Source organism: Neobacillus sp. OS1-32 (assembly GCF_030915425.1).
Lineage (GTDB): Bacteria > Bacillota > Bacilli > Bacillales > Cytobacillaceae > Neobacillus > Neobacillus paridis.
In genome coordinates this window covers 773,610-799,130 of the sequence record NZ_CP133263.1, presented here as the reverse complement: position 1 = coordinate 799,130, position 25,521 = coordinate 773,610, and the positions used below count along the sequence as shown (strand labels likewise).

The 25,521-nt window shown below is 43.7% G+C and carries 15 protein-coding genes, 5 tRNA genes and 2 rRNA genes; 1 reads left to right on the top strand and 21 read right to left on the bottom strand.

What is annotated here, in order from left to right; translation table 11 throughout:
* Nucleotides 1–38: 38 nt before the first annotated feature.
* The 21 genes from RCG24_RS04220 to RCG24_RS04120 form a co-directional block, all read right to left on the bottom strand.
* Nucleotides 39–2,612, bottom strand: coding sequence for a DEAD/DEAH box helicase (locus RCG24_RS04220; RefSeq protein ID WP_308078374.1), 2,574 nt, complete (start codon nucleotides 2,610–2,612; stop codon nucleotides 39–41).
* 66 nt (nucleotides 2,613–2,678) lie between these two features.
* The gene (locus RCG24_RS04215; RefSeq protein ID WP_202653096.1) at nucleotides 2,679–2,870 is read right to left on the bottom strand and encodes a YbxH family protein; all 192 of its coding nucleotides are present in this window, start codon (nucleotides 2,868–2,870) and stop codon (nucleotides 2,679–2,681) included.
* A 175-nt stretch (nucleotides 2,871–3,045) separates the two neighbouring features.
* The gene (locus RCG24_RS04210) at nucleotides 3,046–4,053 is read right to left on the bottom strand and encodes a 3-oxoacyl-ACP synthase (RefSeq protein WP_308078373.1); all 1,008 of its coding nucleotides are present in this window, start codon (nucleotides 4,051–4,053) and stop codon (nucleotides 3,046–3,048) included.
* Between the two features lie 46 nt (nucleotides 4,054–4,099).
* Entirely contained in the window at nucleotides 4,100–5,596 is a 1,497-nt protein-coding gene (locus RCG24_RS04205; RefSeq protein ID WP_308078372.1) for an o-succinylbenzoate--CoA ligase, read from the bottom strand.
* Nucleotides 5,597–5,607: 11 nt separating this feature from the next.
* On the bottom strand, nucleotides 5,608–6,168 hold the full coding sequence (locus RCG24_RS04200) for a TetR/AcrR family transcriptional regulator (RefSeq protein WP_374049147.1): 561 nt from the start codon (nucleotides 6,166–6,168) through the stop codon (nucleotides 5,608–5,610).
* A gap of 183 nt (nucleotides 6,169–6,351) precedes the next feature.
* Nucleotides 6,352–9,021 (bottom strand): pyruvate, phosphate dikinase, encoded by a 2,670-nt coding sequence (gene ppdK, locus RCG24_RS04195; RefSeq protein ID WP_308078370.1) that lies wholly within the window; start codon nucleotides 9,019–9,021, stop codon nucleotides 6,352–6,354.
* 2 nt (nucleotides 9,022–9,023) lie between these two features.
* On the bottom strand, nucleotides 9,024–9,839 hold the full coding sequence (locus tag RCG24_RS04190) for a pyruvate, water dikinase regulatory protein (RefSeq protein ID WP_308078369.1): 816 nt from the start codon (nucleotides 9,837–9,839) through the stop codon (nucleotides 9,024–9,026).
* Nucleotides 9,840–9,857: 18 nt separating this feature from the next.
* Nucleotides 9,858–10,499 (bottom strand): transcriptional regulator CcpN, encoded by a 642-nt coding sequence (locus tag RCG24_RS04185; RefSeq protein WP_308079104.1) that lies wholly within the window; start codon nucleotides 10,497–10,499, stop codon nucleotides 9,858–9,860.
* A gap of 439 nt (nucleotides 10,500–10,938) precedes the next feature.
* Entirely contained in the window at nucleotides 10,939–12,294 is a 1,356-nt protein-coding gene (locus tag RCG24_RS04180; RefSeq protein WP_202653103.1) for an RNA-guided endonuclease TnpB family protein, read from the bottom strand.
* Nucleotides 12,295–12,600: 306 nt separating this feature from the next.
* Nucleotides 12,601–12,674 (bottom strand) — tRNA-Met (locus tag RCG24_RS04175).
* A gap of 15 nt (nucleotides 12,675–12,689) precedes the next feature.
* A tRNA-Ala gene (locus RCG24_RS04170) sits at nucleotides 12,690–12,765 on the bottom strand.
* A gap of 3 nt (nucleotides 12,766–12,768) precedes the next feature.
* A tRNA-Pro gene (locus RCG24_RS04165) sits at nucleotides 12,769–12,845 on the bottom strand.
* A 69-nt stretch (nucleotides 12,846–12,914) separates the two neighbouring features.
* A tRNA-Gly gene (locus RCG24_RS04160) sits at nucleotides 12,915–12,986 on the bottom strand.
* A gap of 14 nt (nucleotides 12,987–13,000) precedes the next feature.
* Nucleotides 13,001–13,084, bottom strand: a tRNA-Leu gene (locus RCG24_RS04155).
* 267 nt (nucleotides 13,085–13,351) lie between these two features.
* Nucleotides 13,352–16,288 (bottom strand): 23S ribosomal RNA (locus RCG24_RS04150).
* A 388-nt stretch (nucleotides 16,289–16,676) separates the two neighbouring features.
* Nucleotides 16,677–18,226, bottom strand: a 16S ribosomal RNA gene (locus RCG24_RS04145).
* Together the 16S and 23S rRNA genes with 5 tRNA genes alongside form the textbook arrangement of a ribosomal RNA operon.
* Nucleotides 18,227–18,785: 559 nt before the next feature.
* Complete coding sequence (locus RCG24_RS04140) at nucleotides 18,786–20,129, bottom strand: ISLre2 family transposase (protein WP_308077453.1); 1,344 nt, start codon at nucleotides 20,127–20,129, stop codon at nucleotides 18,786–18,788.
* A 285-nt stretch (nucleotides 20,130–20,414) separates the two neighbouring features.
* Entirely contained in the window at nucleotides 20,415–21,167 is a 753-nt protein-coding gene (locus RCG24_RS04135) for an exodeoxyribonuclease III (RefSeq protein ID WP_202654665.1), read from the bottom strand.
* A gap of 123 nt (nucleotides 21,168–21,290) precedes the next feature.
* Nucleotides 21,291–21,731 (bottom strand): peptidylprolyl isomerase, encoded by a 441-nt coding sequence (locus RCG24_RS04130; protein ID WP_202654666.1) that lies wholly within the window; start codon nucleotides 21,729–21,731, stop codon nucleotides 21,291–21,293.
* Between the two features lie 324 nt (nucleotides 21,732–22,055).
* Complete coding sequence (locus RCG24_RS04125) at nucleotides 22,056–22,502, bottom strand: CBO0543 family protein (protein ID WP_235888120.1); 447 nt, start codon at nucleotides 22,500–22,502, stop codon at nucleotides 22,056–22,058.
* Nucleotides 22,429–23,553: a DUF2515 domain-containing protein gene (locus RCG24_RS04120; protein ID WP_202654686.1), complete on the bottom strand. Its 1,125-nt coding sequence runs from the start codon at nucleotides 23,551–23,553 to the stop codon at nucleotides 22,429–22,431. The genes RCG24_RS04125 and RCG24_RS04120 overlap by 74 nt, the downstream gene beginning before the upstream one ends.
* Before the next feature lie 81 nt (nucleotides 23,554–23,634).
* On the opposite strand from RCG24_RS04120, the gene shc reads away from it, so the two are divergent.
* Nucleotides 23,635–25,506, top strand: coding sequence for a squalene--hopene cyclase (gene shc, locus RCG24_RS04115; protein ID WP_374049122.1), 1,872 nt, complete (start codon nucleotides 23,635–23,637; stop codon nucleotides 25,504–25,506).
* The last annotated feature ends 15 nt before the right edge of the window (nucleotides 25,507–25,521 follow it).

The window sequence follows — 25,521 nt, the reverse complement described above, 5'->3', positions numbered from 1 at the left end:
GATTAGAAAAGGACCTGCTTAACAGGCCCTGGTAAAACTCATTCTTCCTCATACCAATACTTTTTGAACCGGGCGTGATAGCAGGCGTCGCAGGTCGGAAATGGATGATCCCACGGAAGTTTTTTACCACAATTTTTACACCGTTTAATAAACTTTTTGATATCTGTTTTTAACCGATCCTGAACTTTATCGCTGATCCCCTCACGCACACGCTCCCAATAAATGGCCTCTGTGCGCTCCCCTAATCGATACAAAAATAACAAATGAAGACCGACTGCTTTATAACTTAATTCCAGTTCCTCAAGGCTGCCTTCCTTAATGATCGGCTCTGGGAGATCAGCATTACGAATAATCGCATACATTGTCTCTTCCCATTGCCGTGTTAAGGCCCCATCATTTTTGGAAAATGGCAAATGTAAAAAGCCGTATAAATCCATTAACGGCAGTCTGGCTTCAATTTCTGTCCCGGCAATCCTTTGATATAATGATCGTTCCTCAGCCAGAGAAGCCTTCTTCGTTCCTTTGGGACTTTCAAACTTCTCCCACAACGCAAAAAAAGTACCAAGATCATGATAATAGCGTTGGAATCGTTCAAACACGGAATTGGTAGGGGCAATCGCAAATGTTTGAACCGGACGATCTTCCTGCATCAGCAGGTCACGCATCTTTTTAATATCACTGGTAAAGGCAACCCTGCCGACATCATAGATCCCTTTTCGACCAGCACGGCCGGCAATTTGCTTCACCTCTTGAGAAGTTAGCAGCCTTCTTCTGGTACCGTCAAATTTTTCATTTTCTAAAAATACAATCCGGCGGATTGGCAGGTTTAATCCCATGCCTATCGCATCTGTAGCGACTATTACCTTTGTTTTTCCTTCATTAAACTGGAAGATTTGCTTTTTCCTTGTCTCCGGCGGCATGCTGCCGTATATCACACTAACTGTATGTCCGTCATTTTGCAGTCTCGAAGCCATCTCGAGAACGCGCCTTCTGGAAAAACAAATCAGAGCATCCCCTTTTTTAATCCGTTTAATATCGAATTTCTTCGACTCTACTTCAAGCGGGGTATCACGAGTATATTCATGGATTTTAACCTCGCCATCCCCCAATAGTTGAAGCAGCATCTCCTTGGAATTTCGGCTCCCGATTATATGTACTTCCTCGGCATTGGCTTTGGTAATCGCCTTATACCAGGAAAAGCCGCGGTCTTTATCGGTGATCATCTGTGCCTCATCGATGACAACCACTTGATAAGATTCCTTTTCGTGGAACATTTCGACCGTACAGGAAATATGACTGGCATTGGGAATAATTTTTTCCTCTTCCCCGGTTTTCAAGGAACACGGTGTCCCATCGGCATTCAATTTATCAAACACTTCGAGGGCTAATAGTCTTAAAGGTGCCAGATACAAACCACTGTCGGCCTGTTTCATTTTTTCTAGGGCTTGATGGGTTTTACCCGTATTGGTTTCGCCAATATGGAGGACATAGCGGACATTTCGCTTTGTGGACGGAGCATATTCTTCACCAAAGATTTCCTGCATGATGCGGCGCTCTTCTTCTTGTTTACGCTGAATTTCCGCTTGTTCTTGAAGATAACGCCTTTTTCGCTCTTCGAGATCTTTTTCTAAGATCTCCTGATGAATCTTTTCATCAAAAGGAATTTCCACAAGCTTCAGCAAATCCGATACGTATTCAGCCTGAATATCTTCGAGAAACATACCAACCATATCATAAAGTAAATCCTCGATGCTTTCTTTCACAAATGAGACCGATAAAGGTACATCGAACAGTTGAAAAAATCGATCCTTGAATTTGCCAGGGAGGTCAATTAGTACCTTTTCAGGAATCAATTCTGACAGGAAATCAGATATCAGGCTTTCATAAAGATAAAAGTATGTTTCATATTCAAAGTAACTTCTGCCCCAACCAAGCGTTTTTTGGATATCTCCGGTCAGTTCATCAAAAAATTCAGCAATGGTTTTATAAGCAGATGGATTAAATAACCCCTCTTCTTTTAGTTCTTCTTCCAAGGCAAAGGGGTCCACGGCTTTGAATCTGACATTATTCACAAAGTCAGCTGCCAACTGTTTGGCCACAAAATAACGGACATGCAAATAAAGAAGCTGATATTTCTCCTCGATCATGATGTTTGCCGCACGATCAATTTCTGCTTCAAACTCTAACTTCGCTTCCTTCAATTGTTTCTCTTGCTGTCTTTTTATGTACTGCTGTTTGGCCAATTCGAAACGTTCTGGCCATTTTTCTTCCTGTTTCTCGAAGCTTTCCATTACCCAGGCAAGCGTATCAAAGGGCTGATAGTGCCGCATCTCATCGCGGAACAGTTTATTAATTAACTTGCGGTCGCCCCCCTGCACCTCAAACCCTTTTTCAGCTAAAAATTGCTTCTTTTCATTTTTCGGAACGTCATTGGTTGATTTATTCAACCAAACATTGATCCAAATTTGTTCAAGATAATGGCTGCGATCACTGAGATATTGTGCAAATGAAGGCAGTACCACCTTCGTTTCCAAATAATGATCAATATCCTGATACACTTTCATCTTTGTCTGTTCAATAGCTTGAGGGTAAATACTATTCAGTTTACTCATTTTATTCCCTCCTTTCTATTGCAACTTCATTATAACATGAAATTCAGGATGGAACAAATGTTCCTGTTAAATATTATGAAGCTCACAATATTGATCAACTATATCCTCTATTTTATCCATCTCAGGAAACTTTCCAGAAAATTGAAACTTAATTTCTTCGATAAATTCCTCTTTATTGTACACATGGATAGCCCCATTTTGTTGAATAACACTAAATTCCGGTACAAAGCGATAACCGCCACGTTCAATAGCTCCCATTTTCCATTCTCCTTTTGCATTTTTCTTAGTATAAGCATAATTTTAGAGGCTAAACCTAGTTTGTTAACGATAATGACTCCATTTCACCAGTGAATACAGGTATGGGAGTGTAAAACAAAAACCTTTCCCCAGCCGTTTGGAGAAAGGCATGAATGCTATGCTATGACGTTGTTGTTTAACCAAACCATCTAATAACCGTGGCAGCCCACGTATAACCTGTGCCTGCACTGACTGCAACAGCTACATCGCCCTCGCTCAATTTTCCTTTTTCTTGGGCAAAATGCAGACCAATACAAGGATCAAGGGCTGACATATGTCCATGATGATCCAAATAAATTGCTTGTTCTTCTGTTAAATCTAAGCCTTCCAATAACTGCTTGAAGATGGAGCGTTTAGTGTGCAACGGCAGCAGCATGTCAATATCCCTTTCTCCTAAACCACTTTTTTCCAGGGACAGCCGGATAACTTTGTGAAAATTAGGAATAGAAACCGGATCAAGTCGTTCCTTCATTCTTATGGGATTGGGAACATCAATATAATGGAGCCGGTTTTTGACAGTTTCTTGGCTGGGGAAATGCATCGAGCCACCGGCGGGAACCCGGACATCATCATGAAAAGACCCATCTGTTATAATAGCGCTTTCTAAAATTTCACTCCTAGTTGCGTCCCGCTTCACTAATGCTGCTGTTCCCCCATCGGCAAAATTAAACATAAATCTGGCTCGCCCGTTTTGATAATCAAGGATCTGAGACTCTTTACAACCTCCTACAAGCAAAATGTTATTAAGGGAAGCGTCAGATTGCAGCATATCTTTAGCAACCTTTAAGGCAATCGGAAAACAGGAACTGACATTCATAATTTCAAAGGCATAAGCATTTTTCGTTCCCAACTCATAGCAAATTTTGGGGGCACATGACCAAACATAATAGTCCTTATGGGGACTGCCGAAATAAATCACCACATCGATCATTAATGGATCAATTTTCGTTAATATTTGTTTTCCTGCGGCAATTGCCAGATCGGAAGCATGCATCGAATAACTCGCAACATGTTTTTGATATAAACCGAATTTATCAATTAATACACGTTCTGGTATACCTGATTTTTCCGCTAAAGATGCGGCAGTTTCAATGTCTTTCGGAAAAAAGACACTTGTCTCCTCAATTCCAATTTTTGTCGTCAAACCAGTTCTCCCTCCTTATGTACAAGCTTTGTGGCTGCTTAGGCCATTATTGTTTTACCTGCTCTCTCACTAATACCAGTTGGCTTTTTTGGATTTTACCAGTGGCATTTTTAGGCAATTCATCAATAAAATATATTTCCTTGGGCACCTTATATTTGGCCAGGTATTGCCTGCAATATTCCTGAACTTCCTCTGCTGTCATCGTAGCACCTTCCTTTTTAGCAATAAATGCTATTGGTACCTCGCCCCATTTAATATCCGGTACACCCAACACACCCACCTCCAGTACATCAGGAAGTTGATTAATGACTTGCTCCACTTCAAGTGGATAAATGTTTTCCCCTCCTGATATAATCATTTCTTTTTTTCGGCCAATAATATAAACAAATCCTTCCTCATCTACCTTAGCCAAGTCTCCAGTGTGAAACCAGCCATTTTGAATTGCTTCATTTGTTGCCTCCGGTCTGTTCCAATATTTCGTCATAACATTTGGCCCACGGACGATTAAGTGGCCCACTTCACCAGACTTTACCTCATGGCCCTCTCCATCAACAAGCTTAAATTCGCAGAATTGTACCGGTTTTCCGACTGAACCTATTTTTCTCAGTGCATCTTCCCTGCTTAACAAAAATACGGAAGGCGATGTTTCCGTCATCCCAAATCCTTGGCCCAATATATAGCCCTTATCCTTGAACGCATGAATCAATTCATGGGGGCAGGGTGCACCACCGCTATAAAACCAACGGACGGAACGAAAATTTGCTTTGTGGAAGGCTTGACAATGGTAGATTGCTTGATGAATAGAGGGTACCCCCATTACGACCGTCACTTGATATTTTTCAATCATTTCAATCGCTTTATCGGGGTCAAATTTACCCGGTATAATAATCGTTCCCCCTACAAAAAGTGTTGGCAAGGCAAATAAACCAATCCCGCCTATATGAAAAAGCGGCAATAAAACAATGGAACGATCCATCGAAGTCAAATCAATGGCGAGGACGTTATTAATAGCATTCCAATACATATTGTTTTGAGTCAAGACCGCCCCTTTAGGCTTCCCAGTTGTCCCAGAAGTATAGCAAATAATGTATGGAGCATTTTCATTGATTGAATCTTCCCAAGGCAGATCCTCTGAAATGGTGATCTGATTTAACAGATCGATAGGAACCAGTTCTATCCCGGTCTCCTGTTGGATACTTTGAGCCATCTCGGCAAAGGTATCTTCCCTCACTAGAATGGTTGCTCCGCTATCCTTTATTTGAAAAAGCAATTCGTTCACATTTAACCGAATATTTAAAGGAACAGCGACGCATTGAAGTTTTGCAATCGAAAACAATAATACAACATACTCAAGTCTGTTTTGCGACAGGATGGCAATTCTGTCTCCCTTTTTCACCCTCCAGTTATTTTTTAGGATTGCAGCCATACCACGTATTTTTTCATCCAACTCTTTATACGTCAGCTGTTCAGTTTCTGTCATAACAGCGATGCGGTTCGGATTGGTCATTGCCCGTTTTTCAATCCAATAAGCCATGCCCTGCATGCAAATCCCCCTCATTGATCATTTTTGATACCATTGAAAATTAATCCCATCGCTGCATTAAAAACTTGTTCCGGTACATCTTGGCCTTCCCAAAAAACCCAACGCATCCCCAAGAACTGCCCGATTGACATCAAACAATAAGCAACTGTTTCTAAATGGGTATTCCTAAATTCCCCATCTTCAACCCCCTGAGACAAGCTTTTGAGAAATCCAGATGCCAGTTTTGCGTAGTACCAACGATATAATTCCTGATCCACAACAACCGACTGTTGGACAATGCTATATAATTCAGGATGTTGTTTTACCCAATTAAAAAAGGCTTGAAAACCCTTCCTTTGTGCCTCTTCATGAGTGGAGGCGTCTTTCATTTCCTCTTTAATTGCCATTCTCAATTGGCGGCTGTATTGTTGAATGAGGGCATCAAATATTTCCTTTTTTGATTGGAAATAATTATAAAATGTTCCTTGTCCAACCCCAGCTTCTTGCGTAATATTCACCACGGACGCTTCAAAATATCCCTTTTTTCCAAAGACCTTTTCCGCTGCATTCAGTAGTTTCTCTCTAGTTGCCATTGCTTTTCTCGTCAAGTTAGTCGTTTCATCCAATAAACTTTCTGACAAGTGAATCACCTCTCAGTTTTTATTTTATTCAGTTAATTTAAAGTTGTCAACATAATATTTTGAATATTTTTTCTCTTAATTGAATTGATTTCGATGAAAAAACGGCACCCATTACGGCGCCGTTAACAATATCAACTATGCTGTTGTATAAACTTCTTCATGCTTTAATTCATGGCGGATTGTTGCTTGAGCTGCTGCAAGTCGTGCCAATGGGACACGATATGGCGAACAGCTGACATAATCTAAGCCCGCTCTGTAGCAAAAATCAATGGAACTCTTTTCTCCCCCATGCTCACCGCAAATACCAGTTTTTAACGATGGTTTTGTCTTGCGGCCAAGCTTAACGCCCATTTCCACCAACTTGCCCACACCTTCCTGATCAAGGACCGCAAATGGATTTTCCGGTAGAACTTTGTTTTCAATATAGGCTTGCAGGAATTTTCCTTCAGCGTCATCACGGCTGTAGCCGAATGTTGTTTGGGTCAAATCATTCGTGCCAAAAGAGAAGAAATCAGCTTCCTCAGCAATTTTGTCTGCCGTTAGGGCTGCGCGAGGTATTTCAATCATCGTGCCAATCGTGTACTCAAATTGCTTGCCTGTTTCTTCTTGTACCTTGGCTGCGGCATCTATCACAAGTTGTCGCATTTGTTTTAATTCATTAACGTGGCCAACAAGCGGGATCATGATTTCCGGCTTTACCGCCATGCCCTTTTCCGCTAAGGCGGCAGCTGCGTAAAAAATAGCTTTTGCCTGCATTTCGTAGATTTCTGGATAAATCATTCCTAAGCGGCAGCCGCGATGACCAAGCATTGGATTAAATTCATCCAATTGCCGAACTTTTTTCAGCAATTGCTCTTTTTGTTTTAATTCGTCTGATTGCGGTTCAAGGATTTGCAGTTTGGTAACCTCAACTAATAATTCCTCCTTATCCGGTAAGAATTCATGCAATGGCGGGTCAAGCAGACGAATTGTGACCGGGTATCCCTGCATCGCCTCAAAAATCCCTTCAAAATCACCTTGCTGCATTGGCAGCAGCTGCTCTAAAGCTTCCATTCGCTCATTAAAGTTTTCTGCGAGGATCATTTTTTGAACAATTGGGATTCGCTTAATATCCATAAACATATGCTCCGTGCGGCATAGGCCAATTCCGCCTGCACCAAATTCAAACGATTTTTTGGCATCCTCCGGGGTATCGGCATTGGCACGGACACCAAATTTTCGTTCTTCATCCGCCCAGGTTAGCAACTGTTGGAACTCCTCAGATAGCTCCGGATCAATCATCGGAATTTCCCCAAGCATAATCTCACCGGTGGAGCCATCAATCGTAATGACATCGCCATGACGAACAACAGTATCGCCAACTGTAAAAAACTTCCCTTTCATATCAATCTTTAATGCTTCACAACCGCAAATGCAAGCCTTGCCCATACCGCGGGCTACGACAGCGGCATGGCTTGTCATGCCGCCCCGGCTTGTTAAAATCGCCTGTGAGGCCACCATCCCGTGGATATCATCCGGAGTTGTTTCCGGTGACACAAGAATCACCTTTCTCCCTTCATTTCCCAATTGTTCTGCCTCATCGGCATTAAAGACCACTTGCCCCGTTGCTGCTCCAGGAGATGCAGGCAGACCCTTTGCTAAAATCGTTTTCGGTACCGAATCGTCAATTCGCCGATGCAGCAGTTGATTCAGTTGATCCGGGTCAACACGGAGCAATGCGGTCTTTTTATCAATGATCCCTTCTTTTTCCATGTCAACCGCAATTCGGATAGCTGCTTGTGCGGTCCGCTTACCATTTCGAGTCTGTAATATGAAAAGCTTGCCGCGCTCAACAGTAAACTCAATATCCTGCATTTCTTGGTAATGCTGCTCAAGACGGTGACAAGTATCGGCAAATTGCTGGTACACCCCTGGCATTTCCTCTTTTAAAGTGGCAATCGGCTGCGGTGTACGGATTCCGGCAACAACGTCTTCCCCTTGAGCATTGATTAAATACTCCCCGTAAAGGACCGGTTCCCCAGTGGAAGGATTTCTTGTAAAAGCAACGCCGGTGCCGGAATCGTCTCCCATATTCCCGAATACCATACTTTGAACGTTTACAGCCGTACCTAAATGATCGGGGATTTTATTCAAGCGGCGGTAAACAATCGCACGCTGATTATTCCAAGAATTAAATACTGCATTTATGGCTAAAAATAGCTGTTCCTTTGGATCCTGCGGGAAATCTTTTCTCGTGTGCTTTTTGACTATTTCTTTGTAGCCGGCAATAATTTCTTGCCAGTCCTCCGCAGTCATTTCTGGGTCAACGGAGTAGCCCTTTTGTTCACGTGTATCTTCTAATAATTGTTCAAAGAAAAACGTATCAATTTCGAGTACCACATTGCTAAACATTTGGATAAATCGGCGGTAGGAATCATAGGCAAATCGTGGATTATTTGTTAACTTTGCCACTCCGACAACCGTTTCATCATTCATCCCGAGATTCAAAATCGTATCCATCATGCCAGGCATAGAAAAAACGGAGCCTGAACGAACAGAAACTAGCAAAGGATTTTGCGGATCACCCAATTTTTTACCCATTTTTTCTTCCAAAACAGTGAGTGCTTCAATGGTTTGTTTTTCTACCAGATTAGGAATGGTTTTACCAGATTCATAGTATGCGTTACAGGCCTGGGTTGTAATTGTAAAACCGAAAGGAACCGGCAGCCCGATTCTTGTCATTTCCGCCAGATTGGCCCCTTTTCCGCCTAGCAAATCCCGCATATTTCCATTACCTTCGTGAAACAAATAAACAAATTTCTCCATGATTAAGAGCTCCTCTCTTTTTTCAACACATCTAAGATTAAACCGGCCGTTTCTTCTACTGCTTTATTGGAAACATTGATAATCGGACAGCCAACCCGCTTCATAATTTTTTCAGCATAATCCAATTCATCAAGAATCCGTTGAAAGCTTGCATAATTGGCCCGTGAAGCTAACCCTAATGCTTTAAGTCGTTCTTTGCGAATTTCATTTAACTTATCCGGTGAAATGATTAAACCGATACAATTTTTTCTTGGTATTTGAAATAATTCTTCTGGTGGCGGTACCTCGGGTACAAGCGGAACATTTGCCACTTTATAGCGCTTATGTGCCAGGTACATCGACAATGGTGTTTTAGATGTCCGTGAAACGCCGATTAAAACAATATCGGCTTTTAATATTCCTCTCGGATCCCGACCATCATCATATTTAACCGCAAATTCAATCGCTTCAATTTTTCGGAAATATTCCTCGTCTAATTGCCGCATCAGGCCAGGCTGATGATGCGGTTCCTGGTTAAACTTGACAGTAAATGCATTCATTAAAGGGCTGAGTAAATCAACCGCAACGATCCCCTCTTCGACTGCTCTTTTATCCAAATATTCTTTTAAGTCCGGTATTACGATTGTGTAAGCAATTAGAGAATTCCCTCTTTTTGCTAACAAAATAACATCCTCTATATCCTCAATGTCATCTACATAAGAATTTCGGCGAATCTCGACATGACCGCCGTTAAACTGTGTTGCCACTGCTTTGACAACAAGCTCGGCCGTTTCACCAACCGAGTCTGATATCACATAAACAACTTGCTTCGTTTCCAAAATGGCAGCAACTCCCCTTTAGTCTACTTTTTCTTCCATTAATTCCAGATAAGCACGGGTTATGGTTGTTTTGGTAATCCGTCCTACTAATAAATATGTATTACTCTGTTTGTCCACTTCCTTCACAACCGGTAATGAATCAACATGATAATTAATCATTTTTTTGGCTGCCTCGTATAAGGTTTCTTCAGGAAAAATAGTAATAATATTCGGCATCCGCGTCATAATGACACTTACTGGTAGTTCTTGCAGATTTTGATTTCCAATTGCTGCCCTTAATAAATCTTTCCGTGATACAACTCCAGCTAAATGACCCTCTAAATCGACTGCATAAAGTGTTCCGACATCTTCTAAAAATAACTGGACAATGGCGTCGTATACAGAGGTTGATTTTTCAACAACAATCGGGTGTGCTTTAAAATTCGTCACCTTTTGGTGAAGATATTTTTCCGCCTGCCGTTTTACGGCAAACTGTTCATTATAAAAGTAACCTACTCGGGGTCTTGCATCTAAATTTCCTGACATCGTTAAGATTGCCAAATCTGGTCTTAAGGCTGCTCTCGATACGGAAAGTCTCTCTGCAATTTCTTTTCCGGTGATGGGTCCATTTTTTTTTACAATTTGCAGGATTTCATCCTGACGCTTCGTTAGTTTAATTATGACCACCCCCTTAAGCACAATAATGATGTTACAATTAAGTTAGCTAAAACAAATATGCTATACTTTTTTTATATATAGTATATTATATTTAGCAATGTTCTGGAACAAAAACTTTGACAATATCGCAAACAATTTATCTTTGATTTACAGAAAAAATCCCGCCATGATCATTTGGCGGGATTACTTTGCTCAGTCAACGTACCCCCACTGAGAACCTTACGGTTCCTGTTTCAGTGGGGGCTTGAGTTAGCCACTCAGGTCTTTTCGTCTGAGACGAGTGACGCTCTGAGTGGCAAGCACTGTTCAGCACTCCCCAAAGCACTGTTTTTGGTCGGTACTGGCGACGAACGATCGTTTTCCCACTTGCACCACCCTTCCGAAAAAGAGCCATACAAGCCCCGACAAAAAGTCGAGTACACATGGATGGTTGACGCACCCACTAAGCTATGCGCAAAGCAACAGCCTTACGTTTTTGCACCTCTAATTTGATTGGAGTGTTCACTTGGAGATATCCACCCATTTCTACAACTTCAGATTTTCTCAAAATATTCAATGCGCCATTAATGTCAGCGTGAATACATTGTCCTGTTTTACTTCGATATAATCCACGATGGATTCGTTTGCCGCTGAAGGAGTAATTGGATGGGTCATTTTTTGACCAAACAGGGATCATATCTTTGTCTAGGAAACTAGCCTTTGATGTGTAACTTTCCTCCTGCTTCACAAAACGAATACCCTCTTTCAAACATTTGTTTTCGATGGCTGAAATCAGTTTATGGAAGGGAATTTGAACAAATTTCTGATTGTTCTTTTTACCCATATCAGACTCTTGTTTCCATCCGGCATTATAGCCGACAACTATCGTATCAATGTTGAATTCGCTTACTTTTTTGAACAGTAAACCTACAGCTTGCGAGATATAACCGTTGATTTGGTTTTCACGCTTTTTCCAAAGCTTTGCGATAGAGTTCGTGACGATCCTTTTTGAAATCCCGTTGTTGATATTTTTCTGTTGCAGATAGCTAATCGTTTTGTTGAAGTATTGGTTGATGGATTTTAGTTTTTTGCCATCTATTAAGAAGGTATCCCCTTTATTTGTTGCACAACTCAGCAATCGGTCTACACCTAAATCGCAACTCAAAGCATTCGTTGTGGTCGCCCGCTGCTTCTTCATTTGAGAGATTTGCATTTCATAAGTGTAATGCACCTCAAAGAACCGACCTTTTTGTTTGGGTACAATTTCAATGTAGGCTATTTTTTTATTTAACAAGTTTTTAGGCATTCGGATTTTGATAGAACCAAACCGTTTTCTAAATTCAACATTCATTGGAATCATCCAGTATCCATCGTTATCAACTTTCGGAACTTGATAGATTTCGATGATTCGTTTTTCAGTAGAACGAGAATACTTTGGAAACTTAGGACGACCAGTGAATTTTTCTGGGCTTTTCTTCCACTGTTCTAATGCTTTAAAAAAGCTCTTTACATCAGAAAACAATGCTCGGCGAATGGCTTGAGCAGAGTTTGATTGAACGCCCCAATAATTAACATCTGCCTTCATGGCAGCGTCAACTTCTTTTACAGTAGCCATCTTGCCCTTGCTCAAGAGGCTTTGTTTAATCGTATACAATCCAACATTTCGCAATGCCTTTGAGCTGTGTGCCATATGTTGAAGTAGACGAAATTCTTTAGCTGTAAGGATACTACGTCCGATATTCTGTTTTTGAGTGAAACGTTGAATGTTTTCGGTTTTCTTTTGTTTACGCAATACTTTAACTGCCTTTTTCCTGGTCATTTTGTTCACCACCTTTCTAGAGAGTTCACACTGAATTAAACAAACATCTGTTCTATGAGTAGTGGGATCACGATGCAAACCAAACAAAAGATTTCAGCCTATTGGCTGACAGCAATTCATCACCACCTGAATTGTTAGGCTTGTGCCCGTAACACAAATCAGATGGAGTCTTCTTGCCGAAAGGAATAAAAAAACGTTTTCCTCATAATAGAGGAAAACGTCATTTATTTAAATAATCTTTTGTCTTTAGTTTTAAAATGAAACCACATACGTGTCAATAAATATAGCTTATAAAATGTTTTTAAGTAGCGGCGGAGGGGATCGAACCCCCGACCTTACGGGTATGAACCGTACGCTCTAGCCAGCTGAGCTACACCGCCATAATTCAATTCCAATGGTGGAGCCTAGCGGGATTGAACCGCTGACCTCCTGCATGCGAAGCAGGCGCTCTCCCATCTGAGCTAAGACCCCAAATGGTCGGGAAAACAGGATTTGAACCTGCGACCCCCACGTCCCGAACGTGGTGCTCTACCAAGCTGAGCTATTTCCCGATGTAATAGGAATCCATAATAGTAAGAGAAACAATAATCCATACGATCAACAATATTTGCATATGGATAAGCGGAAGACGGGATTCGAACCCGCGACCCCCACCTTGGCAAGGTGGTGTTCTACCACTGAACTACTTCCGCAATTTAAACCTTGATGCGGGTGAAGGGACTTGAACCCATACGGTATTACTACCACTAGAACCTGAATCTAGCGCGTCTGCCGATTCCGCCACACCCGCATATTTAAATAATTGTAAAGTCAATCATATAATATAGATGCTTAATATAGAGGTTTCATTCCCTCAAAACTAGATAATACAGAAGAAGTTATAAGAACGAGTTTCGCTTATATTAATTGTCCAGCTCCAGCGTCCAGCAACTAGTGTCTTTCGGTCTTTTCCCTACGATAAGTCAACATCGAATCGTTTCACTCTTCGTGTTTCCTTTATCTCAGTCAAAGCCCTCCAAGCCATACGTTGCTAAGCGGACGCTTCCGCTTTTCGAATTTGGTTAAGTCCTCGATCGATTAGTATCAGTCAGCTCCACGTGTCACCACGCTTCCACCTCTGACCTATCAACCTGATCATCTTTCAGGGATCTTACTAGCTTAAAGCTATGGGAAATCTCATCTCGAGGGGGGCTTCATGCTTAGATGCTTTCAGCACTTATCCCGTCCGCACATAGCTACCCAGCGATGCCTTTGGCAAGACAACTGGTACACCAGCGGTGCGTCCATCCCGGTCCTCTCGTACTAAGGACAGCTCCTCTCAAATTTCCTGCGCCCACGACGGATAGGGACCGAACTGTCTCACGACGTTCTGAACCCAGCTCGCGTACCGCTTTAATGGGCGAACAGCCCAACCCTTGGGACCGACTACAGCCCCAGGATGCGATGAGCCGACATCGAGGTGCCAAACCTCCCCGTCGATGTGGACTCTTGGGGGAGATAAGCCTGTTATCCCCAGGGTAGCTTTTATCCGTTGAGCGATGGCCCTTCCATGCGGAACCACCGGATCACTAAGCCCGACTTTCGTCCCTGCTCGACTTGTAGGTCTCGCAGTCAAGCTCCCTTGTGCCTTTACACTCTGCGAATGATTTCCAACCATTCTGAGGGAACCTTTGGGCGCCTCCGTTACACTTTGGGAGGCGACCGCCCCAGTCAAACTGCCCACCTGACACTGTCTCCCACCCCGATCAGGGGTGCGGGTTAGAATTTCAATACAGCCAGGGTAGTATCCCACCGACGCCTCCACCGAAGCTAGCGCTCCGGTTTCTCAGGCTCCTACCTATCCTGTACAAGCTGTACCAAAATTCAATATCAGGCTACAGTAAAGCTCCATGGGGTCTTTCCGTCCTGTCGCGGGTAACCTGCATCTTCACAGGTACTATAATTTCACCGAGTCTCTCGTTGAGACAGTACCCAGATCGTTACGCCTTTCGTGCGGGTCAGAACTTACCTGACAAGGAATTTCGCTACCTTAGGACCGTTATAGTTACGGCCGCCGTTTACTGGGGCTTCGATTCAGAGCTTCGCGTGAGCTAACCCCTCCTCTTAACCTTCCAGCACCGGGCAGGCGTCAGCCCCTATACTTCGCCTTGCGGCTTCGCAGAGACCTGTGTTTTTGCTAAACAGTCGCCTGGGCCTATTCACTGCGGCTTCTCAGGGCTTTGACACCCTAAAAAGCACCCCTTCTCCCGAAGTTACGGGGTCATTTTGCCGAGTTCCTTAACGAGAGTTCTCTCGCTCACCTTAGGATTCTCTCCTCGCCTACCTGTGTCGGTTTGCGGTACGGGCACCTTGAATCTCGCTAGAGGCTTTTCTTGGCAGTGTGGAATCAGGAACTTCGGTACTGTATTTCCCTCGCCGTCACAGCTCAGCCTCACGGTGAACGGATTTTCCTATTCACCAGCCTAACTGCTTGGACGCGCATGACCAGCAGCGCGCTTACCCTATCCTCCTGCGTCCCCCCATCACTCAAACGATTCAGAGGTGGTACAGGAATATCAACCTGTTGTCCATCGCCTACGCCTTTCGGCCTCGGCTTAGGTCCCGACTAACCCTGAGCGGACGAGCCTTCCTCAGGAAACCTTAGGCATTCGGTGGATGAGATTCTCGCTCATCTTTCGCTACTCATACCGGCATTCTCACTTCTAAGCGCTCCACCAGTCCTTCCGGTCCAGCTTCAACGCCCTTAGAACGCTCTCCTACCACGGACACCAGCGGTGTCCATCCACAGCTTCGGTGATACGTTTAGCCCCGGTACATTTTCGGCGCAGAGTCACTCGACCAGTGAGCTATTACGCACTCTTTAAATGGTGGCTGCTTCTAAGCCAACATCCTGGTTGTCTAAGCAACTCCACATCCTTTTCCACTTAACGTATACTTTGGGACCTTAGCTGGTGGTCTGGGCTGTTTCCCTTTTGACTACGGATCTTATCACTCGCAGTCTGACTCCCACGGGTAAGTCTTTGGCATTCGGAGTTTGTCTGAATTCGGTAACCCGATGAGGGCCCCTAGTCCAAACAGTGCTCTACCTCCAAGACTCCAAGCCGTGAGGCTAGCCCTAAAGCTATTTCGGAGAGAACCAGCTATCTCCAAGTTCGATTGGAATTTCTCCGCTACCCACACCTCATCCCCGCACTTTTCAACGTGCGTGGGTTCGGGCCTCCAGTAGGTGTTACCCTACCTTCACCCTGGACATGGGTAGATCACCTGGTTTCGGGTCTACAACTACATACTAAAGATCGCCCTACTTAAGACTCGCTTTCGCTGCGGCTCCGTCTCTTCAACTTAACCTTGCATGCAATCGTAACTCGCCGGTTCATTCTACAAAAGGCACGCCATTACCCATGAATGGGCTTTGACTACTTGTAGGCACACGGTTTCAGGTTCTCTTTCACTCCCCTCCCGGGGTGCTTTTCACCTTTCCCTCACGGTACTGGTTCACTATCGGTCACTAGGGAGTATTTAGCCTTGGGAGATGGTCCTCCCAGCTTCCGACCGGATTTCACGTGTCCGGCCGTACTCAGGATCCACTCAGGAGGGAACGAAGTTTCAACTACAGGGCTTTTACCTTCTCTTGCGGACCTTTCCAGATCGCTTCGTCTACTTCGTTCCTTTGTAACTCCATGTTGAGTGTCCTACAACCCCGAAAGGCAAGCCTTTCGGTTTGGGCTGTTCCCGTTTCGCTCGCCGCTACTTAGGGAATCGCGTTTGCTTTCTCTTCCTCCGGGTACTTAGATGTTTCAGTTCCCCGGGTCTGCCTTCCTTACCCTATGAATTCAGGTAAGGATCCTGCTCCATTACGAGCAGGGGGTTCCCCCATTCGGAAATCTCCGGATCAACGCTTACTTACAGCTCCCCGAAGCATATCGGTGTTAGTCCCGTCCTTCATCGGCTCCTAGTGCCAAGGCATTCACCGTGCGCCCTTTCTAACTTAACCTCTGACAAATGATCAGCGTCGAATCTCTGCGTCAGTTTCATTCACTCAGATCCTCACGTGCCCTTAAGCACGCTCCGGTCTTCGCTCACTTGCTTCCTTGACCTTCTCGCTGCTAATTTGCCATTACCTAAAAGGTTTAAAACCATAAATGAGCGATACTCGGTTCTTACTTGGTTACTTCTTCATACGATTATCTAGTTTTCAAGGAACGAGGCGACTTCCACGAATCAACTTCATGAAAAATCTCCTTAGTTTTGCTTCATGCTGCCTTGCGACGAGCTGAGCATAATCTTCTACGAATATGCGTCGGCGCAGGAGCACATTACTTCATTGAGAGATTCATTCTCTCAAAACTAAACAACAAAAACGTCAAACTTTTTATCCTTAGAAAGGAGGTGATCCAGCCGCACCTTCCGATACGGCTACCTTGTTACGACTTCACCCCAATCATCTGTCCCACCTTAGGCGGCTGGCTCCTTGCGGTTACCCCACCGACTTCGGGTGTTACAAACTCTCGTGGTGTGACGGGCGGTGTGTACAAGGCCCGGGAACGTATTCACCGCGGCATGCTGATCCGCGATTACTAGCGATTCCGGCTTCATGCAGGCGAGTTGCAGCCTGCAATCCGAACTGAGAATGGTTTTATGGGATTGGCTTAGCCTCGCGGCTTCGCTGCCCTTTGTACCATCCATTGTAGCACGTGTGTAGCCCAGGTCATAAGGGGCATGATGATTTGACGTCATCCCCACCTTCCTCCGGTTTGTCACCGGCAGTCACCTTAGAGTGCCCAACTGAATGCTGGCAACTAAGATCAAGGGTTGCGCTCGTTGCGGGACTTAACCCAACATCTCACGACACGAGCTGACGACAACCATGCACCACCTGTCACTCTGTCCCCCGAAGGGGAACGTCCTATCTCTAGGAGTGTCAGAGGATGTCAAGACCTGGTAAGGTTCTTCGCGTTGCTTCGAATTAAACCACATGCTCCACCGCTTGTGCGGGCCCCCGTCAATTCCTTTGAGTTTCAGCCTTGCGGCCGTACTCCCCAGGCGGAGTGCTTAATGCGTTAGCTGCAGCACTAAAGGGCGGAAACCCTCTAACACTTAGCACTCATCGTTTACGGCGTGGACTACCAGGGTATCTAATCCTGTTTGCTCCCCACGCTTTCGCGCCTCAGCGTCAGTTACAGACCAGAAAGCCGCCTTCGCCACTGGTGTTCCTCCACATCTCTACGCATTTCACCGCTACACGTGGAATTCCGCTTTCCTCTTCTGCACTCAAGTCCCCCAGTTTCCAATGACCCTCCACGGTTGAGCCGTGGGCTTTCACATCAGACTTAAAGGACCGCCTGCGCGCGCTTTACGCCCAATAATTCCGGACAACGCTTGCCACCTACGTATTACCGCGGCTGCTGGCACGTAGTTAGCCGTGGCTTTCTGGTTAGGTACCGTCAAGGTACCGGCAGTTACTCCGATACTTGTTCTTCCCTAACAACAGAGCTTTACGACCCGAAGGCCTTCATCGCTCACGCGGCGTTGCTCCATCAGACTTTCGTCCATTGTGGAAGATTCCCTACTGCTGCCTCCCGTAGGAGTCTGGGCCGTGTCTCAGTCCCAGTGTGGCCGATCACCCTCTCAGGTCGGCTACGCATCGTCGCCTTGGTGAGCCGTTACCTCACCAACTAGCTAATGCGCCGCGGGCCCATCTGTAAGTGACAGCTTGCGCCGTCTTTTAGCTTATCTGCATGTGCAGATAAGAATCATCCGGTATTAGCTCCGGTTTCCCGAAGTTATCCCAGTCTTACAGGCAGGTTGCCCACGTGTTACTCACCCGTCCGCCGCTAATCTCGAGGAGCAAGCTCCCAAAGATTCGCTCGACTTGCATGTATTAGGCACGCCGCCAGCGTTCGTCCTGAGCCAGGATCAAACTCTCCAATAAAGTTGAGTTGAAATAGCTCATAAAATTTAACGTTGGCTTCATTTCAATAAAGAAATGAATTATTATTATTGTCCAGCTACAGTACCCTAGCACCTAGTGTCCTTCGCGCTCCGCCCTACGATAAGTCAACATCGAATTGCCTTCGGCTCTTCGTGTTTCCTTTATCTCAGTTGGAGCACTCCAGGCCATACGGTGCTGACCAGGGTGCTTTCGCTTTTCTATGTTGACGTTTTTGTTTGTTTAGTTTTCAAAGAACAAAGCTTCTACATTGAGTTAGCCAAATTAACAGTATCTATCATACTATTAATCAGCGACGAAGATTATTTTAACATAATAAATTTTTGTTGTCAACATTACTACATTCGTTTTAATTTCGTTTTAAAGAATTAAAACATCTCGTAATGAGGACATTCCTTATATTACTCCCCATTTTCTTATCCGTCAACTACTTTTTTTGGGCTGTTTGAGTCAAGTATTTGTGGGCAGTTTTTTTATCCCCACAGGGGTGAAAGCGGATTCACTTATTTAGAGTGCTCTCTTGATAGAAAATTTGTCTTTTTTAAAAACCGGCCAACTCTTTTAATGCTTTGTACACTGGAATATTCGCCTTGCCTTTTAGGTAAAGGATATTATCCCTTGTAGCTTCACCAATCGTGCTTTTCACCTTTTCCACATAATGTCTCGGGGGGTTCTTTTCTTCCTTGGTTTCTGTCCATCTTTCCACTCGCCCGAATAGTGTTCTCAAAGCTAAATTATCGAGGAATGCCACCAATCCGGTGATCATGGCACTTACGCCTTTTTCCACCCAACTACGCCCATTTTTGAGCCTTTTTGCGAAGACTCTCATTGTTCCCTCTGCACTTCCCATTGGTCTCATTCCAGATGTCTCAACCCCCTGCTCTTTAAGCCATTCTCGATAATCCCTGAGGGCTTCAGGGTACTTTTCGAGCTGACGAAGCAACTGGTCCAGCCGTTCTTCTTGTTCCCTCGTTTCAAGAGTTCCGACGGCATTATTTAATTCTGTAAGTAGTTTCTGACTGTCATAGGACGCGAGAGCCTTTTGCATTTGGCGATAGCGAGGGTGTTTACGGAACAGGCTGCGAATATCTCGTGCCACGTGAAATCGGTCAATCGAAAAGAAAGCCCTGTCCTTAAAATGCTCACGGCAGGCTGTGATCCAACTAGCACCATCACCGTTTATCACCAGTTTGTGGACAGTGGGGTCATACTCGAAATTCTCGATGAGAAAGTCCTCAAACGCCTCCCAAAAGGGCTGTTTCCCACGGTGAATAAAATGCCGTTTATCTTTTAGACTTACCCGTTTTCCGTTAATTTCCCAGCCTTGATGAACCGCTGCTATTTTTTCTTCCTTTCCTCTTTTTCCTTTTCCCTGACGTTTCACATATATACCGTCCACCTCTACAAATAACACTGAGCGGTGTATAGGCTGACGCTCTTTTGGAATACTGGCAACCTGTAACAGATGTTGACGTATAGCTTCGTGACTGATCACACGGTAGCCTAAAAGTGTTTCAAGCGATTCTGCGGCCTTTCGGTAAGAAGGCCCTGTAATGGCAAGCTCTAGAGCGGCTTCCTCAATAAGGGGACTGAAGGTACCTGCCCCTTCAAATTCCAAATAACGATCAAGGAGATAGACATATTCATTTTTCTCTCTATCACGGTAATAGTTCCGTTCAATCGTGATTTCCCCAAAAAGGCTGTCTAACGTGGTGGTACGCTTATCGAGTAGACGATAACGCTTTTTATTACGCTCTTCGGCAATCTGTTGGTCCATGTCCTCTAAAAGAGTCTTCATAACCCCTGAGAAGGTTTCCTGTAATTGCCTCCAAACTAATTGTTCAATCTGTTTTAAATTGGGATATATTGTGCTATTCTTTTGCATGAGGGCTTCCTCCTTTGGATTGGGTTTGGTCGACTATGATTCTACCAAGGAGTAGCCCTCTTTTTCATGTATTTAGCTTAGAACACTACCGCGCTTTCGCTTGGTGGCCCCTTCATTTGGTGAGCGATCTGACAATCCCTCACCAAATGAAGGGGTTAAATTTTGCCCACATTAATTTTACTCATACTTTTGGGCTTAATATTTTCTAAATGAAATATAATAAAAAACCCTTTACAAAAGATAACATTACTTCTTAAGTAAAGGGTTTTATAGCGCATTTCTTTCTTATTGTATTTCGAGCAATATTGGGCAATGATCACTGCCCATAATTTTAGGATGAATTTCGGCATTTTTTAAACGATCTTTAAAGGTCTCCGAAACAATAAAGTAATCAATACGCCAGCCAATATTCCGCTCCCTGACCTTGTTCATGTAAGACCACCAAGTATAAGCACCCTCTTGATCAGGATAAAAATGACGGTAACTATCAACAAATCCTGTTTGTAACAACAGGGTCATTTTTTCTCTTTCCTCGTCAGTAAAACCGGAATTGCCAATATTTGTTCTGGCATTGCGTAAATCAATTTCCTGGTGTGCGACATTTAAATCGCCACATAGAACAACTGGTTTTATCTTATCCAACTCTTGCAGGTACTGCCTAATTCGGTCCTCCCACTCAAGCCGGTAGCTAAGTCTGGCTAAATCGCGCTGGGAATTGGGAGTATACACGTTGACAAGGAAAAAATCTTCAAATTCCAGTGTGATGATTCTTCCCTCTGGTTCGGAATCATCAGTACCTAACCCATAGCGGACTGATTGAGGTGCAATTTTCGTAAACACGGCCGTTCCCGAGTATCCCTTCCTTTCGGCATAGTTCCAATATTGAAGATATCCATCTAATTCAAGATTGATTTGCCCCTCCTGCAATTTCGTTTCCTGAATACAGAAAATATCGGCATCAACCTGTTCAAAATAATCTAAAAAGCCTTTTTTCACACATGCCCTCAGGCCGTTAACATTCCAAGATACTAGTTTCATTTTGGATTCCTCTTCTAATCAATAGTTTGATAGAAGTCATTTTACCAGTAAAATAAAAAGGATTAAAGTTATACGCTCGAATGAACAAAAAGAGGGCTGACAGATTCAGCCCGCTTAAATCATTTATTCCACATCAAAAACCTTAACCTCAACCATTTTATCGCCATTTCTCATATTTCTAGCTGTTTCTAAGCCAGAGGTAACTTGGCCAAAGACTGTATGAACACCATCAAGATGCGGCTGGGATTCATGGACGATGAAGAATTGGCTGCCGCCGGTATCTTTACCGGCATGTGCCATTGAGATGGCTCCAGGAATGTGTTTGTGAGGATTTCCCTCGGTTTCACACTTGATGGTATAGCCGGGACCGCCCATTCCAGTTCCCGTTGGATCCCCTCCTTGGCTCACGAAGCCGGGGATCACACGGTGAAAAATAACCCCATTGTAAAAACCTTCGTTAGCTAATTTCTCAAAATTCGCTACCGTTCCAGGAGCTTCATTCGGGAATAAATCAAACTCAATCTTTTCACCATTTTCCATTAATATGTATCCTTTTTTAGCCATATTAACCACTCCTTATGTAAAAATCAATCTAATCATACACTGTTTCACAATGAAATGAAAGTGAAACCAATTAAGCCACATATTTTCTATAAGTCTATGGTAAAATAAATGTGAGGGTGGTTCTGTCCGAACATTTCGCTTGTTGCGGGACACTTAACCACTGTACGGACGGGCAGAACCCCCTCGTACATAGCAAAAAGGCTGACCGAAAAATTGTATAAAATTCAATAATTAAGAATGTTGTACTGTTCATAGTTTTAAATCATGAAAGAGTTGTCCAAAAGTTAAAACATAACTTTCTGGGCAACCCTTTTTTAACTTTGCTTACCTTTTTGCCCACCATCGCTGAAAGGCATCTATTAGGACAAGAAAAATCCAATAGCCAAAAAATGAGTAAATATGCTGCCAATGATCAGAGTGAATAAAAAGCCCGAGCTCTTCTGCAAGTTTTTCAAGAATCGGCACCAACAGGCTGACAAACAAAATAATTCCGCGTCTCCCCCATTTATTCACTTGGGAAGTATAATGTAAAATCGTCATCACTGCCAGCGGCAGAACCACTAAGGTAAACAGGATATTGACTGAAAAGATTGCCGGAAACGGCCGCAATGGAAAGTCATACATGCCGATTCCGACAAGGACAAGATCTGAATAGGTTCCAAATAATGCCGCCAGGAAGGCCGCGGCCAAATAGTTCTTATTCCAGAAAATTAAACGTTTTTTTCGCCAAGGCCGCGACTTCAAGCCGTTCAAGTGTTTTACAGTATTCATGTTTAATCTCCCCATCAACCGTATTGTTATCATCCACTAAATAATCGACGATCTGGTTGTCTTTAAACCAATCCCCTTTTTCCGCTTCCGGTTGAAGCACATTCTTCCAGGCATGCTCAAGCCTCGGACTATAAAACCTTCTAGCCCCTTTCCGCAATTTGCATCCCTTCAATCGGAGTGGATAAGTTAAGCCAGGCAATCCTTCCTTCACATGGTTAAAAATATCCGGCCAATAATCTTTTCTTGACCCTGTATGTGGATGACCTTTCGCCCAATTGACAACTTGTCTTAGAAAATCTTTATTACGAAAGAGGACCGAATATAACCTTTTTCCCAGCATTATCCGTTCGTGCAACGATTCAAATTGATGCAGTGTCTGGCCGGCCAAATTTCCGTCACCATAAGGGAACAAGATGTTATTAAAAGAAAGCAGATCCTGCAAAAAAAACTCAAATTTATGCAGCACTTCCTTTTGATAGACCGGGTGTTGAATGACCCGTTGATGTAAATAGCTTTGTTCATTAATCACGAGGGCGATGCAGAGAATATAGGTATCCTGATTTTGCCAAAAATGACTCCAAATCGTTTCCATAAACGTGGAGATATTTAAATAGGTTAAGAGATAAAACAATGGTCTATTTTGCCGCAAACTTTCTTCATATACCAATAATTGCGGATAGACATCTTGAAAAATTAACCAATTTCCCCGTTCCAGAAAGTTGAAAAATGAATTTCTTTCCTTTTTTGAAAGCAGCTTAGGGAGGAATTCTCCCTTTAAATCGGTCATATTCCATCCACCATTGCGGGAAACCATATGACCTAAAAAGGCCCACTTTATTTCCGGATAGCGAAGATAGAAATCCAAATAAGCCTTAGTTCGTGTTACATTATTTAAATTTAGATTCTCAGTTTCCCTTCTGATTTTTTCCAGAAGCTTGCGGTCTTGTAATGACAAATGATGGGGTGGTTGAAAAGTGTTCTTGCTCTTCTTTTTTAATTCTTCGCGAATCTTGTCGAGTGGCGTCTTCTCCCGGTTTCTTGTAAAAAAAATGATAAACCACCTCGCTAATGAATGAGCCTTGCACAAAGGGAATATGTATAGCCTAAGGATGTTTGGGATGAGAATGGAGGAATGTTGATGTTTAGAACACGGATGGGTAGAGATTGGATCATTGAAACATTAAGAAAAGACCAATCACCCGACGGCTCTTGGGATTATCCATTTGATACAGGCATTTCAACAGATGCTTATATGATCATTTTATTGCGTACTTTAGAGATAAATGATGAGGATTTGATACAGGGGTTATGCAAACGACTGCTCAGTAAACAGGAGAAAAATGGCGCCTGGAAACTATTTTATGATGAAGGCGAAGGAAATGTGTCCGCTACTTTGGAGGCCTATTATGCACTATTATACTCTGGGTATTATCCCAAGAAAGACGAACGCTTGCAGGCAGCCAAAAGATTTATTTTAGCTCACGGCGGCCTGAAAGAAGTCAGTACTTTTACAAAAATCATGCTTGCCGTAACAGGACAGTACCAATGGCCAGCATTTTCCCCACTGCCCATTGAAATGATTCTGCTGCCACCGATTTTCCCGATCAACTTTTATTCGTTTTCCGTTTTTGGGAGAGCCAATATTACTCCCATTATGATTCTTGCAGCCAAAAAGTTTTCCTTAAAAACAGCAAAATCACCGGATTTATCCGAGTTATCGATAAACCGGGATGAGGATGAACCATGGAATTGGTCCAACGAATGGGACTCCATTATCCCTTTAATAGAAGATGGGATAAAAAGTTTAATCGGTTTACCTGATGAGCTGCACCGCATTGCGATAGATCGTGCAAAAAAATACATGCTTGAGCGAATTGAACCGGATGGTACCTTTTACAGCTATTACAGTTGTACATTTTTAATGATTTTTGCCTTACTTTCCCTAGGTTATAAGAAAAATGATCCCGTTATCACCAATGCCGTGGCCGGGATTAAGTCGATGAAATGCGAGATAAATGGACTGCCGCATATCCAGTATACAACCGCCAATGTATGGAATACTGCTCTGATTGGCTACACTTTGCAATCTGCAGGCATTTCCCAAGCTGACCCGATGGTGGCAAATGCCAATCGCTATCTTCTCAGCAGGCAGCATGATAAATTTGGCGATTGGGTAATTCATAATCCAAATAGTTTGCCTGGAGGCTGGGGTTTTTCCAATATAAATACGATGCTGCCGGATGTTGATGATACGACAGCTGCCTTAAGGTCGCTTGCCAGGATTGTTTCACCTGCGAACACTGCCTGGGAGCGGGGAGTGAGCTGGGCCTTATCGATGCAAAACGCCGATGGCGGCTGGCCGGCATTTGAAAAAAATACTGATTCCAAGCTGCTGGAATACCTTCCCCTTGAAAAAGCAGAGTTTTTGCTGATGGATCCATCCTGTGCCGATCTTACCGGGCGGACGTTGGAATTTTTCGGAAATTTCACAAACATGCCACGACATCATACAGCTATGAAAAATGGCATCAAATGGCTGCGAAAGGAGCAAAGAAGCGATGGTTCCTGGTATGGGCGCTGGGGAATTTGCTATATTTATGGGACATGGGCAGCCATTACCGGACTGATTGCGATTGGATTGGACGGCAGAGACCCGGCTGTACAAAGAGCTGTCAACTGGCTCCTGAGTATTCAAAACATCGATGGCGGCTGGGGAGAATCCTGCCGCAGTGATGTTCAAAACAAATATATTGCGCTGGGCACGAGCACGTTAGTTCATACTGCTTGGGCATTGGATGCTCTTATTGCCGTTTCAGATCACCCGACTGTGGAAATCCAGCGGGGAATCCGTTATTTAGCAGCTTCACTCGACAGAAGGGATTGGTCAATGGATTACCCTAAAGGACAGGGCATGGTGGGAGCTTTTTATATCCATTATCATAGTTATCGTTACATCTTCCCGCTTTTAACTTTGTCACACTATCACCAAAAATTTGAAACCTAGTTGTTCATCGACGGT